Annotated in this window: 13 protein-coding genes; 5 read left to right on the forward strand and 8 right to left on the reverse strand. The window is 52.4% G+C overall.

The features are described 5' to 3' along the window. Positions 1–98 precede the first annotated feature (98 nt). Together arcB and mnmL are read right to left on the reverse strand one after the other, a co-directional pair. On the reverse strand, positions 99–2,441 hold the full coding sequence (arcB, locus tag DQM29_RS14050) for an aerobic respiration two-component sensor histidine kinase ArcB (protein ID WP_111741269.1): 2,343 nt from the start codon (positions 2,439–2,441) through the stop codon (positions 99–101). Between the two features lie 169 nt (positions 2,442–2,610). Next, positions 2,611–3,513 (reverse strand): tRNA modification radical SAM protein MnmL/YtqA, encoded by a 903-nt coding sequence (gene mnmL, locus DQM29_RS14055; RefSeq protein ID WP_111741270.1) that lies wholly within the window; start codon positions 3,511–3,513, stop codon positions 2,611–2,613. A 733-nt stretch (positions 3,514–4,246) separates the two neighbouring features. Here mnmL and gltB point away from each other — a divergent pair. Further along, complete coding sequence (gene gltB / locus DQM29_RS14060) at positions 4,247–8,710, forward strand: glutamate synthase large subunit (protein ID WP_111741271.1); 4,464 nt, start codon at positions 4,247–4,249, stop codon at positions 8,708–8,710. 11 nt (positions 8,711–8,721) lie between these two features. Further along, positions 8,722–10,140, forward strand: a complete 1,419-nt coding sequence (locus DQM29_RS14065; RefSeq protein WP_111741272.1) for an FAD-dependent oxidoreductase — start codon at positions 8,722–8,724, stop codon at positions 10,138–10,140. A 79-nt stretch (positions 10,141–10,219) separates the two neighbouring features. Here the strand turns inward: DQM29_RS14065 and DQM29_RS14070 are convergent, their stop codons facing one another. Further along, positions 10,220–11,161, reverse strand: coding sequence for a LysR family transcriptional regulator (locus DQM29_RS14070; RefSeq protein WP_111741273.1), 942 nt, complete (start codon positions 11,159–11,161; stop codon positions 10,220–10,222). Between the two features lie 424 nt (positions 11,162–11,585). Here DQM29_RS14070 and DQM29_RS14075 point away from each other — a divergent pair, with 424 nt between their 5' ends. The 3 genes from DQM29_RS14075 to dsbI all read left to right on the forward strand — a co-directional run bounded on the left by DQM29_RS14075 (position 11,586) and on the right by dsbI (position 14,829). Then, entirely contained in the window at positions 11,586–13,382 is a 1,797-nt protein-coding gene (locus tag DQM29_RS14075) for an aryl-sulfate sulfotransferase (RefSeq protein WP_111741274.1), read from the forward strand. Between the two features lie 82 nt (positions 13,383–13,464). Then, the gene (locus tag DQM29_RS14080) at positions 13,465–14,133 is read left to right on the forward strand and encodes a thiol:disulfide interchange protein DsbA/DsbL (RefSeq protein WP_111741275.1); all 669 of its coding nucleotides are present in this window, start codon (positions 13,465–13,467) and stop codon (positions 14,131–14,133) included. 12 nt (positions 14,134–14,145) lie between these two features. Then, positions 14,146–14,829: a protein-disulfide oxidoreductase DsbI gene (dsbI, locus tag DQM29_RS14085; protein ID WP_111741276.1), complete on the forward strand. Its 684-nt coding sequence runs from the start codon at positions 14,146–14,148 to the stop codon at positions 14,827–14,829. 92 nt (positions 14,830–14,921) lie between these two features. Here dsbI and sspB read toward each other — a convergent pair whose 3' ends face one another. The 5 genes from sspB to DQM29_RS14110 form a co-directional block, all read right to left on the reverse strand. Beyond that, complete coding sequence (sspB, locus tag DQM29_RS14090) at positions 14,922–15,410, reverse strand: ClpXP protease specificity-enhancing factor (protein ID WP_111741277.1); 489 nt, start codon at positions 15,408–15,410, stop codon at positions 14,922–14,924. Between the two features lie 5 nt (positions 15,411–15,415). Further along, entirely contained in the window at positions 15,416–16,057 is a 642-nt protein-coding gene (gene sspA / locus DQM29_RS14095; RefSeq protein ID WP_111741278.1) for a stringent starvation protein SspA, read from the reverse strand. Between the two features lie 315 nt (positions 16,058–16,372). Further along, a complete protein-coding gene (gene rpsI, locus DQM29_RS14100) occupies positions 16,373–16,765 on the reverse strand; it encodes a 30S ribosomal protein S9 (RefSeq protein ID WP_027274897.1) in 393 nt (130 codons plus the stop codon). Between the two features lie 15 nt (positions 16,766–16,780). Continuing rightward, complete coding sequence (rplM, locus tag DQM29_RS14105) at positions 16,781–17,209, reverse strand: 50S ribosomal protein L13 (RefSeq protein WP_111741279.1); 429 nt, start codon at positions 17,207–17,209, stop codon at positions 16,781–16,783. 399 nt (positions 17,210–17,608) lie between these two features. Beyond that, entirely contained in the window at positions 17,609–19,048 is a 1,440-nt protein-coding gene (locus DQM29_RS14110) for an anion permease (protein WP_111741280.1), read from the reverse strand. Positions 19,049–19,322 lie beyond the last annotated feature (274 nt).

The following is a 19,322-nucleotide window of genomic DNA, read 5'->3' on the forward strand; positions in this document are numbered from 1 at the left end:
TCCCTATCTTGTTGTCAACGCATACCGCCAACGGATAGAACGCTGGCCTGCTGTACGCCTAACAGAGTGTTGCTGAAGACATCAAAGTAGAGCGTCAGCTATGGCGCTCTACTTGTGCGTTCATCAATCCACGCGCGCAGGTGTTGCACGTCGCTACGCCACTCAAGTTTCAGCTCATCGATCCACTCTTCGACGTTGTCCCACCAGGCTGGCAGAGTCGGCGTTTGAATCTGTCGGGCGATAGTCTGCAGGTGCTTCAGCCCGATAGAGCCGGATGCGCCCTTGATCTTATGGGCTTCTTCGGTAATACCCTTCTGGTCTCTGGCAGTCATGTTGGACTCCAACACCGCCAGATACCCCGGCATCACCTGCTCATACATTGCTATACCGTCTACGATCAGCTTTGGCCCCACGAGGTCGATATACTGCTCCAGCATGGTGATATCAAGTATATCTTCATTAGACTTCATTGCGTTTTTCTCCTGTAGGTTAGGTAACGCCTTGGCGTGAGCATCGCCAATTTTATTGATCACGACCGTAAGATCCGGTACAGACAGAGGCTTGTTCAACACATCATCCATACCGGCATTAAGGTATTCTCGTTTATCCTTCAAGACGTTTGCCGTTAATGCGACCAGAGGCGGGATCTCTTCCGTTCTGTAGGTTTCTCTGATTTGGCGAGCAATATCAAAGCCGGTCATATCCGGCAGCTGAATGTCTAACAAGACCAAATCATAGGTATTAGGCTTAAACTTCTCTAAGGCCTCTGTTCCGTTCATCGCGACATCCACGTGATGCCCCAGCTTTTCCAGCACGGATCGCGCAACGATAACGTTAAGCTCAATATCTTCCACCAGCAGCACATTAAGCTCGGAAGAAACCGTTGCGGCCAGACTAGGCTGTTCTTCTATCTGGCCTCTCGATTCCGCTTTGATGTAAACGGTAAACAGCGTTCCTTTGCCCACCTCACTCTTCACAAAAATGTCGCCGCCCATAGCCTGAGCTAGCCTCAGAGAGATAGCCAAACCGATCCCTGTACCGGTCGCTGGACGCCCGCCCTGCTCGCTGGGCACCTGATAGTACATGGCAAAAATCTTGTCAGTCTCTTCCTGTGGAATACCGATCCCGGTATCTTCCACTTCAAAACAGAACTGGCTGTCGCCCTGACGGCGCACCCGCACTGAAATGCCGCCTTCGCGGGTAAACTTAACCGCGTTGCCGATCAGGTTCCACAGGATCTGGCGCAGTCGCGTGCCGTCGGTAATGATAAAGTTTGGCAGGTCTTTGCTGTATTCCAGCGTAAAGCTGAGCCCTTTCGGTTCCACCAGCAGACCAGAGAGGTTTTCCAAATCTGACAGGAAGGCGAACAGATCCAGAGGCGCCATGTCCAGCTGAGTCTTACGTCGCTCTATCTTGTCCAGCTCAATGACGTCATTAAAAATATAGCCAAGGGTGGTTGCGCTGACGTAAATCGTGCGCAGGTATTTCAGCTGCTCTTCGTTAAGTTCGGTATCAAGCAGGATGCGGCTGAGGCCGACAATGCCGTTAAGGGGCGTTCTCAGCTCGTGACTAATTGTAGAAATGAAGGTGGTTTTATCCCGGCTCGCCTTTTCCAGCGCGTCCTGATAGCGCTTGCGCTCGGTGATATCACGTCCAAAGCCCATCAGGCCGTGCCGCTTGCCGTCTAGTGCATAGAACGGCACTTTACGCACTTCAAAACAGGCTTTGCGCCCGTCTGGGTAGTCGAGCCACTGCTCGTAGGTTAAAGAAACGTTGTGGCGAAAAACTTTATCGTCCGTTTCAATCACTTTTTCCGCCACGTCTTTCGGGTAGAGGTCGCTGGCAGTGAGGCCAATCAGCTGTTTCTCGCTGCGCCCAGTCAGCAGCTCCATCGCCCGGTTGCAGCCGGAAAACTTGCCGTTCTCATCGCGGTAGTACACAAGGTCAGGAGAGGAGTCTAGGAAAGATCGGAGAAAGACTGACTGCTGTTCATACTCAGTTTGCGCCTGCTGCCGCTGAACGATCTCGATTTGCAGCTCTTCAATCGCCTGCTCTCTGGCCTCTTCCGCCTTGATACGCTCGCGAATTTCCTGATTCAGCCGCTCAATGTTGTCCTGCAGTTTGTGGTTCAGCTCAAGGTCGCGCGTGCGCATCTCCTCCAGCGTTTCCACCAGTTTGGTCAAGCTTTGCCGTGAATCCTCAAGCTGCTCAACGACGATAGAAAGGAAGTAAACGGCCCAGGGCGTTACCAGCAGGCCGAAGAAGATCGAACGGACGACGTCTATACGTTCAATGGTGCCGTGTAGCGCAACGGTAACGGAAATCTGCACCGTAAAGGCGAGAACGATAAGAATAGAGGCCAACAGCAGAGAGAATTTCACCAGCCCCAGCTTTACCATGGCGTTAACGTAGTACTGGGCCAGTTTTCTCAGTTGCTTCATGGTGACGTGACTCCCGACATAACAGTGCGCCGAAGCTGCAACAAAACGCGCGATTACCCGCGCATAAACAATAGACTACCGCTGCGGTGAATCAGTAAAACACACATCATAGAGACGTGGCTATAGAATCTTCATCACCTTTTTTCGCTTTCTGCCCGATGCTCTGTCGCTAAAGGGCAGAGCCCTGCCCGCCGCACTGGGCCAGCCGGGACTCAATAGCGTTCATCGCCAGCCAGCGATTTTCGCACCACAGCGGCGCGAGCAGCGTAGGCCGACGAGCCGTCGCCGAAATGCGGTGATAAACCACCGCAGGCGGCGTATGCCTGATAATTTCACTGGCGATATCCACGTACTCTTCAAACTCCAGCGCCCGCAGTCGGCCGGCGAGCCAGGCCTTGGCCATAATGCTTCCGGTCACAACGTGAAGCGGATGCAGCTTAATCCCGTCGGTGCCGACTTCTATCACCCTGTTAAGAGTGTCGAAATTTTCAGCCATCCCCTCGCCCGGCAAACCGACAATCAGATGTGTACACACGCGGATCCCTCGCTGCCTCGCCGCTGTAGCGGTCGCCCGGTAGCTGGCGAAGTCGTGCCCGCGATTAATGCGCTTCAGAGTTTTATCGCTGGCGCTCTGTAACCCTAGCTCTAACCACACTTCATACCCCTGTTGGCAGTAATCCGCCAGCAGATCTAATACCGCTTCTGGCGCGCAGTCCGGCCGGGTACCGACACAGATCCCCACGATATCGGTTTGCACTAGCGCCTGCTGATACATCTCTTTAAGCAGGCAAACTTCCGCATAGGTGCTGGTATACGCCTGAAAGTAGGCCAGATAGCGCTTAGCGCGGTTAACCTTCTCGGCCTGTATCGCCAGCTGCTCAGCAATACTTTTATGCTGCTGAGCCTCATCGGAAAACGAAGCGACGTTACAAAACGTACAGCCGCCCCTCCCCAGAGTACCGTCCCGATTGGGGCAGCTAAAGCCGCCGTGCAGAGTCAGCTTATGTATTTTTTCACCATAACGCCGCTGCAGGTCCGCGCCGAACATATTGACATACTGGTGCAGTTGCATAGTTAATCCGAGCGCATGGCTTTGGTCGTGGATACGGTTTAAGGGAGCCACAATCTACCGATTATTCTGACCGTACGGCGTGACAGAGATCAAACAGAGCAGTATCGCCGCATCTTCCGGTATCACTATTAGCTAAAGTGAATCCTCAAACCGAATCATGATTTCTTTTCATACTGTTCCACAACGAAGCAATAACATCCTGACAACAAATTACGCCATTAAATGCCACGTTAATATGGATTATAAGGATATTCTACCAGAAGAAGAGGCTATATAAGCATATGTTCACCACACTTGCTGAACTATATAGTGACTTAGCTCACAGTTCGTTTCGTCTCAATAGTAAAACTCAAATCTCAAACATGGGATTAATGTAATATTTTTCAATTAATTAATAGTTATTCATAAAAATCAGACGACCTACAGTCCTCATTTGACCTGAATTCTCTTTGTATATTAAGTTGGATACGCAAACGTTTCTTGGGGTCTTCGGATGAGTCCCTCTGTCAAACCGGCTCGACGCGCTACCGTTCAGTACGCCTGCCGCGCTGATGCAATTTTCTTTCCGGCCCTGCCGGACTGAGCCTGATATTCAATGAATGAAGTCGCGCCAGCATAGCGTATCTGGCGGGTCTGTTGGTGCCTGCCGTTCGGGCACTGAAACGGATCGAGAAGAAACGAATAATAATAGCGCTATAACGACACACAAATGGGGTAATGGGAGAGCAACATCATGCTATACGACGCGTCCAAGCAACGTGACAACTGCGGCTTCGGGCTAATTGCCCACATTGAAGGGGAACCCAGCCATAAAGTCGTCAGAACGGCTATTCACGGCCTGTCGCGCATGCAGCACCGTGGCGCTATTCTCTCCGACGGAAAAACCGGCGACGGCTGCGGCCTACTGCTGCAAAAGCCAGACCGCTTTTTTCGCCTAGTGGCTGAAGAGCAGGAATGGCGGCTAGCTAAAAACTATGCCGTCGGCATGCTGTTTTTAAGTCAGGATGAAAAAGAGGCCAAGGCCAGCCGCGCTATTGTGGAAGAAGAGCTTCAGCGAGAGACGCTGTCGGTGGTTGGTTGGCGAGTGGTGCCAACCAATCCAGACATGCTGGGGGAAATCGCCCTGTCGTCGCTGCCGCGAATTGAGCAGATCTTTGTCAACGCGCCGGCGGGCTGGCGCTCTATCGACATGGAGCGCCGTCTGTTTATGGCGCGCCGCCGCATTGAGAAGCGGGTCAGCGACAGTGATTTTTACGTCTGTAGCCTCTCCAACGTCGTCACTATTTACAAAGGCCTCTGTATGCCGGTCGACCTGCCAAGATTCTACCTCGATCTGGCTGACCTGCGCCTTGAGTCTTCTATCTGCCTATTCCACCAGCGTTTCTCTACCAATACCGTGCCCCGCTGGCAGCTGGCGCAGCCGTTCCGCTATCTGGCGCACAACGGCGAGATCAACACCATTACCGGCAACCGCCAGTGGGCTAGAGCGCGCTCCTATAAGTTTAAAACGCCGCTGATCCCCGACCTGCAGGATGCCGCGCCGTTCGTCAACGAAACCGGCTCTGACTCCAGCTCGTTGGACAACATGCTCGAGCTGCTGCTAAGCGGGGGGATGGATCTGATACGCGCCATGCGACTGCTGGTGCCACCCGCTTGGCAAAACAACCCAGACATGGGCGAAGAGCTGCGCGCTTTCTTCGACTTTAACTCCATGCACATGGAGCCGTGGGACGGCCCAGCGGGGATCGTAATGTCCGATGGGCGCTACGCCGCCTGTAACCTCGATCGCAACGGCCTGCGTCCTGCTCGCTACGTTATCACCAAGGATCGTTTGATTACCTGTGCCTCCGAAGTCGGTATTTGGGACTACCAGCCCGATGAAGTGCTGGAAAAAGGCCGCGTTGGCCCAGGCGAACTCTTGGTGATTGATACCCGCACCGGCAGGATCCTGCGCAATAACGAAACTGACAACGATCTGAAAGGTCGTCATCCCTACCTAAGCTGGATGAATAAAAACGTTCGCCGCCTGACCCCTTACGAGAGTCTTCCCGACGAGCGGGTCGGTCAGCGTGAGTTTGACGATCTGCGGCTGGCTGCCTATCAGAAACAGTTTGCCTACAGCAGCGAAGAGTTGGAGCAGGTACTGCGCATGCTGGGTGAGAACGGGCAGGAGGCGACCGGCTCTATGGGCGACGATACACCGTTTGCCGTACTCTCTAGCCGCCCGCGAATCATTTATGACTACTTCCGCCAGCAGTTCGCTCAGGTGACCAATCCCCCTATCGACCCACTGCGTGAAGCCCACGTTATGTCGCTGGCGACTAACATCGGCCGCGAGATGAACGTCTTTTGTGAAGCCGAAGGTCAGGCGCATCGACTCAGCTTTACCTCTCCGGTTCTGCTCTATTCTGACTTCCTTCAGCTCACCACGATGAAGGAAGAGTACTACCGCGCAGACAAAGTGGACATGACCTATGAGCCGGAAAAAAGCGGTCTTCAGGAAGCCATTCTTGCCATGTGTGAACAGGCCGAACAGAAAGTACGTCAGGGCACCGTCCTGCTGGTGCTGTCTGACCGCAATATCGCTCCAGGTCGCCTGCCAATCCCTGCGCCGATGGCTGTTGGCGCTCTGCAAACCAGGCTGGTTAACGCCAACCTGCGCTGCGATGCCAACATTATTGTGGAAACAGCGAGCGCCCGAGATCCTCACCACTTTGCCGTACTGCTCGGCATTGGCGCAACGGCAATTTACCCCTATCTGGCCTATGAGTCTCTGGCAAGCATGGTGGAAGGGGGGATCGTTGATAAACCCCTGCGTAAAGTGATGCTCAACTATCGTAACGGCATCAACAAAGGGCTTTACAAAATCATGTCGAAGATGGGGATCTCGACCATTGCTTCCTACCGCTGCTCTCAGCTGTTTGAGGCCGTTGGCCTGCATGCCGAGCTGACCGAGCTATGCTTTAACGGCTTTACCAGCCGCATCGGCGGGGCCAGCTTCGACGACTTCCAGCGGGATTTACTCAACCTTGCAAAACGCGCCTGGCTTGTCCGCCAGCCGCTCGATCAGGGCGGGCTTCTTAAGTTCGTTCACGGCGGGGAATACCACGCCTATAATCCGGATGTCGTCACTTCACTGCAGACAGCGGTAAAAAGCGGCCGCTATGAGGACTACCAGATTTACGCCGATCGGGTCAATCAGCGCCCTGCGACAACGCTGCGCGATCTGCTGGCGCTAAAGCCCGCCGCTCCGTCACAGTCTATTGAGATCGACAGCGTTGAGCCGGCTGAATCCCTGTTCACCCGTTTCGACAGCGCCGCCATGTCCATCGGCGCCCTAAGCCCGGAGGCGCACGAATCGCTGGCTATCGCCATGAACACTCTTGGCGGCAAGTCCAACTCCGGCGAAGGCGGCGAAGATCCGGTGCGCTACGGCACCCACAAAGTGTCGCGCATCAAGCAGGTCGCCTCAGGTCGCTTTGGCGTTACTCCCGCCTATCTGGTGAATGCGGATGTGATCCAAGTGAAGGTTGCTCAAGGCGCCAAGCCCGGCGAAGGCGGTCAGCTGCCGGGGGATAAAGTCACGCCTTATATTGCGAAACTTCGCTATTCAGTACCGGGCGTCACGCTGATTTCACCGCCCCCGCATCACGACATCTACTCTATTGAAGATTTGGCTCAGCTAATTTTTGACCTCAAGCAGGTCAACGATCGGGCGCTGATCTCCGTTAAGCTGGTGTCAGAACCAGGCGTCGGCACGATCGCCACCGGTGTGGCGAAAGCCTATGCGGACCTGATTACCATTGCAGGCTATGACGGCGGCACCGGCGCCAGCCCGCTGACATCGGTAAAATATGCCGGTTCCCCTTGGGAACTTGGGCTAGCCGAAACCCAGCAGGCACTGGTCGCCAACGGCCTGCGCCATAAAATCAGGCTACAGGTAGACGGTGGATTAAAAACCGGCCTAGACATCGTTAAAGCCGCAATCTTAGGTGCGGAAAGCTTCGGCTTCGGCACCGGCCCAATGGTGGCGCTGGGCTGTAAATACCTGCGCATTTGCCACCTGAATAACTGTGCAACCGGCGTGGCGACTCAAGACGAAAAGCTGCGCCGCGATCACTATCACGGCCTACCGGAGCGGGTGATGAACTACTTCCGGTTTATCGCTGAAGAGACGCGCCGCATCATGGCGGAACTGGGCGTCGCTCAGCTTACCGATCTTATCGGGCGCACTGACCTACTTATCGAGCTGGACGGCTTCTCCGCCAAGCAGCAAAATCTCGACCTTTCGTCGCTGCTGGCCTGCGCCCAGCCTCACCCCGGTAAAGCGCTTTACTGTACCGAAAATAACCCGCCGTTCGACAAAGGCACACTTAACCAAACCCTGCTCTCACAGGCCACTCCCTTTGTTCAGGCCAAGCAGAGCAAGTCGTTCTATTTTGATATCCGTAATACCGACCGTTCCGTCGGTGCGGCCTTGTCCGGCGCTATCGCTCGTCAACATGGCGATCAGGGGCTTGCGGGAGATCCCATCAGGGTCAACTTCAGCGGCACAGCAGGCCAAAGCTTCGGCGTCTGGAACGCCGGTGGCGTTGAGCTTACGCTGACCGGAGACGCCAACGACTACGTTGGAAAAGGCATGGCGGGCGGCACTATCGCGATCCGGCCACCGGTTGGGTCGGCCTTTAAAAGCCACGAAGCGTCCATTATCGGCAACACCTGCCTGTACGGCGCCACCGGAGGAAAGCTGTTTGCCGCCGGGCGCGCAGGGGAACGCTTCGCGGTGCGCAACTCCGGCGCGATTACGGTTGTAGAGGGAATTGGCGACAACGGCTGTGAATACATGACTGGCGGCATCGTCTGCATTCTTGGCCGTACGGGCATTAACTTCGGTGCAGGAATGACCGGGGGATTTGCCTACGTGCTGGATGAAGACCAAGAGTTTCGTAAACGAGTTAATCCTGAGCTGGTCGACATACTGGCCGTGGACGAACTGCCGATTCACGAAGAGCACCTGCGCGGGCTGATTACCGAGCACGTTCAGCTTACCGGTTCAGAGCGTGCCGAAGACATTCTGGCTAACTGGTCTCAGTGGTCTACCCGGTTTGTACTTATTAAGCCCAAGTCCAGCGACGTCAAGGCGCTGCTTGGTCACCGCAGCCGCTCCAGCGCTGAGCTGCGCATTCAAGCGCAGTAAGAGAGATCATCATGAGCGAAAACGTTTACCAGTTTATCGACCTTCAGCGTGTCGATCCGCCTAAAAAACCGCTGAACATTCGTAAAATCCAGTTTGTGGAAATTTATGAGCCCTTTTTAGACACTCAGGCCAAGGCGCAGGCGGATCGCTGCCTGTCCTGCGGTAACCCCTACTGTGAGTGGAAGTGCCCGGTGCACAACTACATTCCTAACTGGCTGAAGCTGGCCAACGAAGGAAGGATCATGGAGGCGGCAACGCTGGCTCATCAGACCAACAGCCTGCCGGAAGTCTGTGGTCGCGTCTGCCCACAGGATCGCCTGTGTGAAGGCGCCTGCACCCTTAACGACGAGTTTGGCGCGGTCACCATTGGCAACATAGAGCGCTATATTACCGACCGAGCGCTTGCCGAAGGCTGGAAGCCGGACATTTCACACGTCAAGCCAACGGGGAAACGCGTCGCTATTATCGGCGCAGGCCCTGCTGGGCTAGCCTGTGCAGACGTGCTGACCCGCGGGGGCGTTCAGGCCGTGGTGTTCGATCGCCATCCCGAAATCGGCGGACTGCTGACCTTCGGCATACCCTCTTTTAAACTCGACAAAGAGGTGATGGTTAAGCGCCGCCAGCTGTTTACCGAAATGGGCATTGAATTTCGCCTTAACACCGAGATCGGAAAAGACATCACGCTGGAAGAGCTGGAAGAAGAGTTTGACAGCGTATTTCTCGCCGTTGGCACCTATCGTTCAATGGCCGGAGACCTGCCGAATGAAGACGCCAGCGGCGTCTTTAGCGCCCTACCTTATCTGATTGCTAATACCCGACGACTAATGGGATTCCCTTCCACAAAAGAGGAGCCCTATATCAGCCTTGAAGGTAAACGCGTCGTGGTACTCGGCGGTGGTGATACCGCGATGGACTGTGTCAGGACTGCCGTTCGCCAAGGTGCGGTGCAGGTCACCTGCGCCTACCGCCGAGACGAAGAGAATATGCCGGGCTCGCGACGCGAGGTAAAAAACGCGCGAGAAGAAGGCGTGGAGTTTGCCTTTAATCTTCAGCCTATCAGCATAGAAGTGGATGCCGTAGGTCAGGCCAACGGCGTCAAGGTCGTGCGAACCGAACTCGGCGCCCCCGACGAAAAGGGTCGTCGTTCCCCACAGCCAGTAGCGGGTTCAGAGCACACGCTGGCCGCCGATGCCGTTATTATGGCTTTCGGCTTCCAGCCGCACGCCATGCCTTGGCTGTCTGCCTCCGGTGTTATTCTGGACAACCGTGGGCGAATTTCGGCTCCCGAAATCGGCGACTATCCGTATCAGACCGGCAACGACAAAATATTTGCCGGCGGCGACGCGGTGCGCGGTTCCGATCTGGTCGTCACCGCTATTGCTGAAGGAAGAAAGGCCGCTGAAAGCATTATGTCCTACCTGAACGTGTAGGGGTACTGACATACAAAAGGCGACGTTTGTCGCCTTTTTACTTTTTATTTTCTGACTTTTGTTTTCTTACCGACTTCTCCTACCGGGCAATCTCTTCAGAAGCATGTTTTATAAACAGCTCTCTTAGCCACTGAACCGCCGGGTCGTGATGAACGCGATGGTGCCAAATCAATCGAGTAAAGAACGTTCTGGCGTCGCAGGGATAGGGGAGCACTTCTAAATCCGCCATCTTTGCAAAGTGCAGCGCAGTCTGCCTCGGCAGCGTCAGCACAAAGTCCGTCTCAGCCAACACCATTGGCGCGGCCAGAAAATAAGGCACCGTCACGGCAATGTCAAAATCTCCCGTTTGTGGAAACGCTGCCTCGTCGAGCGCATAGCCCTGCTCCTGCTTGCCGTCATGCACCATCACCTGTATGCGCCGATAGCTGTTAATTTTCTCCTGCGTCAGGGGAAGTCCCTCTTGCATATGACTGACTAACGGATGCCCCTTACGCACCAGACAGGCATAAGAGGTTTGAAACAGATTCACTTCATGAAAATCGGCGGGCATGGTCACCAGTGGGAAAATAGCCAAGTCCATTCGGCCATATTTCAGGCTGGCGCAAAGATCGTTGCCAATCGGCAGGATCTCGATTCTGGCCTTGGGCGCCTGCTCAAACAGGTCTTTCATCACTCGAGAAAAAATAGAGAACACGCCGTTATCTACCGCCCCTAAGTAGAGCGTTCTCGTCAGCGTTTCTGGCTTGAAGATATCCGGTTCAGTAAGCCTTTCGAGCTCCAACAGCGCTGCCGTAATGCGGGGTGAAAGCGCTTTGGCTCTGGGCGTGGCCTGCATGCCGTAGCCCGCTTTAATAAAAAGATTATCGTTAAAAATAGCCCTCAGTTTAGTTAAGGCCCGACTGGCGGCTGCCTGGCTCATTCCCTGCTTGTTTGCTGCCAGCGTCAAAGACTCTGTTTCTGACAGCGCTCTGAACAATCCTAATAGTTCAGTATCCAAAGGTAGATTTTCCACTTTACGCATGATCGTTATCCGGAAAGGCCTCTTTATCTCTTTTTAGAGATAACCTACTATCGCCATAAAGTAAATAAATGTAAAAAACGTTACGTGATCAAGTTCAAATTTATATTAAATAACTATTTGATTATATTGAAATAAATTTGAATGCAACGTAGCTAAATTATCTCTCAAACGTTAATTTTTTCATATTTTATTTAACATAATTATTTGAAGAGGTATGACCATCCACATAAAAAACAAGGCTAATCACCAAGTTACCGAACAACGGCATGACCTAAAGCTAACGCTTTGAAAATAAAGTAACTAGTCTCATTTTTTGCAGCCAAGAAATACTGACAGTTTTTAGGATGGACGGGGCAGGTAGGGTTTGAAACGACGGTGCCCCAATTTATTAAGAAAAATAATATTGCCAATTTAGGAGATAGCTATGTTTACGAAAACCAGAAAAACGCTGGTAGCGGGCGCAGTTGCCCTGGCCTTTGGCCTGACGGCCTCGGGAGCAATGGCCGCAGGGTTCAAACCCGCACAGCCGGCGGGGAGCCTAGGCGCCGTTATTGTCGATCCCTACGGTAACGCGCCTCTGACTGCACTGGTTGAGCTCGATGGCCATAAAATTTCTGACGTCAAAGTTACCGTTCAAGGAAAAGGCGACAAGGGTGTACCAATCAGCTACAGCGTCGGAGCAGAATCATTAAAAAACTATGACGGCGTGCCCATTTTCGGCCTGTACCAAAAGCATGACAACAAGGTCACCGTTGAGTTTAAAGAAGACGGCAAGCCAATGAAGGACGAATACACCGTCAAAACGTCGGCTATTGTCAACAACTACATGGACAACCGCTCCATCAGCGATCTCCAGCAAACTAACGTCGTTAAAGTTGCTCCCGGCTTTGAAGACCGCCTTTATCTCGTCAATACACACACCTTCACCGCACAGGGTTCAGACTTGCACTGGCACGGTGAGAAAGACAAGAACGCCGGTATTCTTGACGCCGGCCCAGCCGGTGGTGCCCTGCCTTTCGACATCGCACCGTTTACCTTTATCGTTGATACCGAAGGCGAATACCGCTGGTGGCTGTCTCAGGATGCCACCTATAACGGTCGCGACGTTAATATCAACAAGCGCGGCTACCTGATGGGCATTCGCGAGACGCCCCGCGGCACATTTACCGCTGTTCAGGGTCAGCACTGGTATGAATTCGATATGATGGGTCAGATTCTGGTTGACCATAAGCTGCCTCGCGGCTTCATGGACGCAACCCATGAGTCTGTCGAAACCTCCAAAGGAACCGTACTGCTGCGCGTCGGCAAGCGCAACTATAAGCGCGAAGACGGCCTGCACGTGCATACTATCCGTGACCACATTCTTGAAGTGGATAAATCTGGCCGCGTTGTAGACGTGTGGGATCTCAACCAGATCCTCGATCCGCTGCGCGACAGCCTGCTTGGCGCGCTTGATGCAGGTGCCGTTTGCGTTAACGTCGACCTCGCCCACGCTGGCCAGCAGGCCAAGCTTGAGCCGGATACACCGTACGGCGACGCGCTGGGCGTTGGCCCAGGTCGTAACTGGGCGCACGTTAACTCCATTTCTTACGACGACAAAGACGACTCCATCATCCTTTCATCTCGCCATCAGGGCGTCGTGAAAATCACTCGCGACAAAAAAGTGAAGTGGATCCTCGCGCCGTCTAAAGGCTGGAACGAGAAGCTGGCACCGAAGCTGCTTAAGCCGGTTGACGCCAACGGCAAGGCACTCAAGTGTGATGAAAACGGCAAGTGTGAGAACACTGACTTCGACTTCGTTTACACCCAGCACACTGCCTGGCTCTCCAGCAAAGGTACGTTGACCATATTCGACAACGGTGACGGCCGCGGTCTTGAGCAGCCTGCTCTGCCAACCATGAAGTACTCTCGCTTCGTTGAATACAAGATTGACGAGAAGAACATGACCGTTCAGCAGGTTTGGGAATACGGTAAAGATCGCGGCTATGACTGGTACAGCCCAATCACCTCTATCGTTGAGTACCAAAAAGACCGCGACACCATGTTTGGTTTTGGCGGCTCTATCCACCTGTTTGACGTTGGTCAACCGACCGTCGGCAAGCTGAACGAAATCGACTACAAGACCAAAGAAGTCAAAGTTGAAATTGACGTTCTGTCAGACAAGCCTAACCAGACGCACTACCGCGCTGTGCTGGTTCGTCCTCAGAACATGTTCAAATAAAAAAATCCCAAAGCCCCGCGAGTCGGGGCTTTATCACGCTGTTTGAGATCCAAAACATTTTAAGCGCTAAGGAGTATCCACCATGTATACGAGCCCGTTAAAGAAAATGTTCAAAAGCGCACTGTGCGCTGGCCTGCTGGCTACGTCGTTTATGGCCTCAGCCTTTACGGAAGGGACTGACTATATGGTTCTGGAAAAGCCCATTCCCAACGCTGAAAAAACGCTGATCAAAGTTTTCAGCTATGCCTGCCCTTTCTGCTACAAGTACGACAAAGCCGTAACGGCTCAAGTGGCTGAAAAAACTGCAGACACGGTCACCTTCGTGCCTTTCCACCTAGAAACCAAAGGTGAATACGGCCGTCAGGGAAGTGAAGTGTTTGCCGTTCTGCTTGCAAAAGATCAGGCGGCTGGCGTTTCTATCTTTGGCGACAAGTCACAGTTCAAAAAGGCTAAATTTGCCTACTACGCTGCCTACCACGACAAAAAAGAGCGCTGGGCTGACGGCAAAGATCCAGACGCCTTTATCAAAACGGGTCTGGACGCTGCCGGCATGAGCAGAGCTGACTTTGACGCTGCTCTGAAAGAGCCAGCAGTTCAGGAAACGCTGGAAAAATGGAAAGCGGCCTATGATGTAGCAAAAATTCAGGGGGTTCCTGCCTACGTGGTTAACGGTAAGTACTTGATCATGACTAAGAGCATCAAGTCTATCGATTCTATGGCTGAACTCGTCAAAGAGCTGGCTGCAAAATAAGGATTTCACATTATGTTTAAGAAAATGTGGAGAGACCTGCGTACCTCTCCGGTAGATACGCTGGTGAGATGGCAAGAACAGCGCTTCTTGTGGCTTCTTATGGTCGTCGCTATGGGTGGCCTGATTATTCTGGCTCACTCGTTTTTCCAAATCTATCTCTACATGGCGCCCTGTGAACAGTGTGTGTACATCCGTTTTGCCATGTTCGTTATGGTTATTGGCGGGCTGATCGCCGCCATTAACCCAAAGGTTCTGGTACTTAAGCTGATTGGCTGTGTTGCTGCTTTCTATGGCTCCATCACAGGCCTTGGATACTCCATCAAGCTTAACGGTATTCACCACGCGGTTCATAGCCCGGATGCGCTGTTCGGCGTACAGGGATGTTCAACCGATCCCAACTTCCCCTTCGGCCTACCGCTAGCCAAGTGGGCACCCGAATGGTTCCTGCCTACCGGCGACTGTGGCTATGACGCCCCTATCGTTCCGGATGGCGTAACCTTAAGCAGCTTCCAACAGTTCTTCGTTGATATGTACGTTCAGGCTGAAGGATGGTACCTCATTCCATCCATGAAGTTCATGAACATGGCGCAGTCCTGTTTCCTTGCCTTCGGCGCCTGCTTTCTTATTCTACTGGTGATGACTATCGCCTGGGGAATCAAGATTGCCAGAGGCGGCAAGAAATCCGCTTTAGCCTAAGGCTAGCGGCAGCAAAAAGGCGAAGCACTATGCTTCGCCTTTTTATTTGTCCGACAGTTCACTTATTCAATCTATCAGGTTGCAGCCTGCCGTTACTTTACGACTCTAAGCGCAGGCCTGCCGCGCGGCGGAGGCGTCGGCTCGTTATCATCACCGTCCCCACCGCTCTCTGGCTTGCTGTCTTCTGGGGAGGAAACCAGATGGATACCGTCGGCACGCTCTTTGTCGCCAGTCTCCAGCTCTTCGTCATCAAATGACTGAGAATCTGGGTACTCTTCCGGCTCAAAAGCCATACCTACGCCGTTTTCCCGCGCGTAAATAGCCATTGCTGCCGCCAAAGGCACTTCAACCTTACGAGGAACGCCGCCAAAGCGAGCGCTAAACCGAATCTCATCGTTGCCCAATTCAAGGTTGCCGACCGAGCGAGGCGCGATGTTCAATACAATCTGCCCATCGCGAACGAACTCCATCGGCACCATAACGTTAGGCGCCGTTGCGTCAACCACCAGATAAGGCGTTAAACCGTTATCCAGCAGCCAGTCATAAACGGCACGAAGCAGATAGGGGCGACGGGGCGTCATCCCGGTTATCCTCTCATCTGCAGGCGCATTTCGCGCTCGGCTTCCGTCAGAGACGCTAAAAACGACTCGCGTTCAAACACACGATTCATATAGGCCTTAATCTCTTTTGCGCCACTTCCGCTTAGCTCAATACCCATCTGCGGCAAGCGCCACAGCAGTGGAGCAAGGTAGCAGTCAACCAGACTAAACTCTTCACTCATAAAGTAAGGCGCTTCATTGAAAATCGGGGCAATGGCCAGCAGCTCTTCGCGTAGCTGCTTGCGGGCTGCGTCTGCATCCGGTGCGTTGCCGCTCAGGATTGTATTAAGCAAAGAATACCAGTCCTGTTCAATGCGGTGCATCATCAGTCGGCTTGTACCGCGAGCAACGGGATAAACGGGCATAAGCGGTGGATGAGGGAAGCGTTCATCCAGGTATTCCATAATGATTTGCGACTTGTACAGAGTTAATTCGCGATCGACCAGAGTAGGCACGGAGCCATAGGGATTCAGATCGATTAAATCCTGCGGCAGGTTATCCATGTCGACCTGTTCAATCTCAACGCTCACACCTTTTTCAGCCAAAACAATACGAACCTGATGGCTGTAAATATCAGCCGGGCCGGAAAATAGCGTCATTACCGAACGTTTATTGGCAGCGACAGCCATGAAAACCTCCAAGTTTCTCAATTAATAACTCATGAATAATGACAGCGGCGGTCTACACGCTAGCCGCCAAACGCCTGTCTCAATAATGAATGATTGTTAATAGAATTCGCTTATTGATTCAATAACGCATACTGAACGTCGGCTAGTTTAGCAGATTTTCAGCGCTCTTGATCAGAACCGAGTGATAATTTATCTGTCATTCACAACAGATTGTTATTCCAGACTAAAATAAAGACACTTAACAAAAAGTAGAAATAAAAAAACCCGGCATAACCGGGTTTTTTAACGCTAACTTGATGCCGAAGCGGCAAACAATTAACGCTTGGAGAACTGAGGACGACGGCGTGCTTTACGCAGACCGACTTTCTTACGTTCAACTTCACGCGCGTCACGAGTAACGAAGCCTGCTTTACGCAGCTCGCCACGAAGTGACTCGTCATATTCCATCAGTGCACGGGTAATACCGTGACGGATAGCACCAGCTTGACCGGAAATACCACCACCTTTAACAGTGATGTACAGATCCAGTTTACCAATCATCTCGACCAGTTCTAGCGGCTGGCGAACTACCATGCGGGCAGTTTCGCGACCGAAGTACTGTTCCAGGCTGCGCTGGTTAATAACGATGTTACCGCTACCCGGCTTAATGAAGACGCGTGCGGAAGAGCTTTTGCGGCGACCTGTGCCGTAGTATTGATTCTCTGCCATTGCCTATAATCCCGATTAAATGTCCAGAACTTGCGGTTGTTGTGCCGCATGGTTGTGCTCGTTACCTGCGTAAACTTTCAGTTTACGGTACATAGCACGGCCCAGCGGGCCCTTAGGCAGCATGCCTTTAACCGCGATCTCGATCACGCGCTCAGGGTGGCGAGCAATCATTTCTTCAAAGGTCGCTTCTTTGATACCACCGATGAAGCCAGTGTGGTGGTAGTACACCTTGTCAGAACGCTTGTTGCCGGTTACAGCAACTTTCTCTGCGTTCAGAACGATGATGTAATCACCGGTATCAACGTGCGGAGTGTATTCCGCTTTATGCTTGCCGCGCAGACGGCGGGCCAGTTCAGTAGCAAGACGGCCCAGCGTTTTGCCAGTTGCATCTACAACATACCAGTCACGCTTTACTGTTTCTGGCTTAGCTGAAAAAGTTTTCATTTAAATAACTTACCCAATCTAAAGTTACACGTTGGTGAACACCAATCGTCAAGAAACGTTATTGAGGCTCACACGACCAATCGAGTCCAGCAAACCTACCCCTTCGAGCAGTACATGCCGACACTATCAAGGTTCTGGGAAAAAAACCTTGTTGTAACGTGGGGTCGCAAGATTATAGAGAAGTCGCCCATAAAGATCGACCTGTTTTTACGCCGTTATGTGGATTTCTTCTCTCTTTCTCTTCTTCTTTCACTGTCTGATGTTCTTCCTTTATATAAGGAAAGAAAACAAGGAGAGAAAATGGAGAAAAACGCGAGAGCAAAAAAGAGAACGGCACCGATTGCTCGATGCCGCTTTATCAATTGCCCTGCTGTGTATCGCCGGGCACTTAGGGGTCTATCAGCCGCCGATAATGCCCATACTGATCAGCATTTCCCACCAGCCTAAGCCGACTGTCATGTGAACTGCCAGACTCAGGAAGGCAACGACGCCACCGATAATCCACCAGGAGCGAGTATCGTTGTAGCCCGCACCGAACACGATAGGAGCCGCAGCGCCTCCGTAATGGGTTAGGCTGCCGCCGTAGGAGTTAGAGAACAGCAGGCCCAGCGCCAGCAGCATCGGAGGAGCGCCTGCGACCATACCCACGGTTGCAAACACCGGAACCATAGCGGCCACATAAGCACCGCCGGAAGCGAACAGATAGCGGATCGCGACGCTGATAAACATGATGACAAACAGTGCCATCATTGCGTTATCACCGAAGGACAAGTTTTCGTTCATGACTGTCGCCAGCCATTCGAAGAACTTGGCCTTAGTCAGCACGCCTGACATACCGATGATGCCACCGTACCAAATCAGGGTGTTCCAGCCGCCCTTGTTCTTCAGGACGTCGTCCCAGGTCACTACGCCACACAGGATAGTCAGTGCCATTACGCAAATAGCTACGGTTGAAGCGTCAACGCCGATAAGACCTGAACACATCCAGCCCAGCAGAGCAAGAACGAACAGTCCCAGCAGCAGCTTCTCGCGCAGAGTCATTGGCCCAAGCAGTTCAAGCCCTTCTTTGGCAATCTTCTTGTTGTCGACTTTCTTCAGCTCAGGCGGATACATTTTGTAGATCATAAACGGTGTCAGGATCAACATGATCAGTCCAGGCACACAGGCAGCCAGCGCCCACTGACCCCAGCTCAGCTGGATGTTCAGAATCTTGGACATCATTTCCAACGCCAGTGCGTTAGGCGCCATCGCCGTCAGGAACATATAGCTGGTGGTTTTCGTCACCATATAAATGTTCACCATCAGATAGTGGCCGACCTTGCGGGGGCTTTCCTGTGGATCAGAACCTAAGGCAACGGAAACACTGTTGATGATAGGGAACACGATCCCACCGGCACGAGCCGTGTTGGACGGCGTTGCCGGAGCAATTAACAGATCCAGAATGGCCGTAACGTAGCCTAAGCCCAGCGTCGTTCCACCCAGTTTGCCGATCAGGATATAGGAAATACGCTTCCCCAACCCTGTTAGAACAAACGCAGAACTCAGCGTAAACGCCGCGAACACTAGCCAAGTGGTACCAGAAGAGTAGCCTTTTAGTACTTCACCAGCTTTAAGCCCCTTCTCACCGAACACGCCGATAACAACGGCCGTTGCGGCAATCGTTCCCAGCAGGATAACGGGCTCGGAATACGGCTTAAGCACCAAACCAACAATAGCGGCTAAATAGAGACCGAACAATATCCAGGCGAGATTCGATAATCCCGCTGGTGTCGGTATCAGAGCCACGATAATGGGAATGGCTATTAGCAATAATAGCTTCCACATTTTCTCTTTACTCATTACGGACATTCTCCTTGATAATAAAAAACAAACGGGCCCCCGTTTACAAAAAAGTAAACGTGAAATTTTTATTCATTATTTATAAAGTGGTGCTAATTATATTTCGTTATCTAACCGTTAATAAAAAATTAAAAATTAGAGGAATAGTATTTTGCCTCTATAATATTTTCATGATGCGCCATACTTAATGATAAATATGTGACAGAGGCTAAAGTTGGTATCATAAATTTAATGTTTTTAATTATTCTATTACCTCTTATTTTCTTTATAACGT

Origin of the sequence: Leminorella richardii, from assembly GCF_900478135.1 — a bacterium.
In the GTDB taxonomy this organism is placed as follows: Bacteria; Pseudomonadota; Gammaproteobacteria; order Enterobacterales; family Enterobacteriaceae; genus Leminorella; species Leminorella richardii.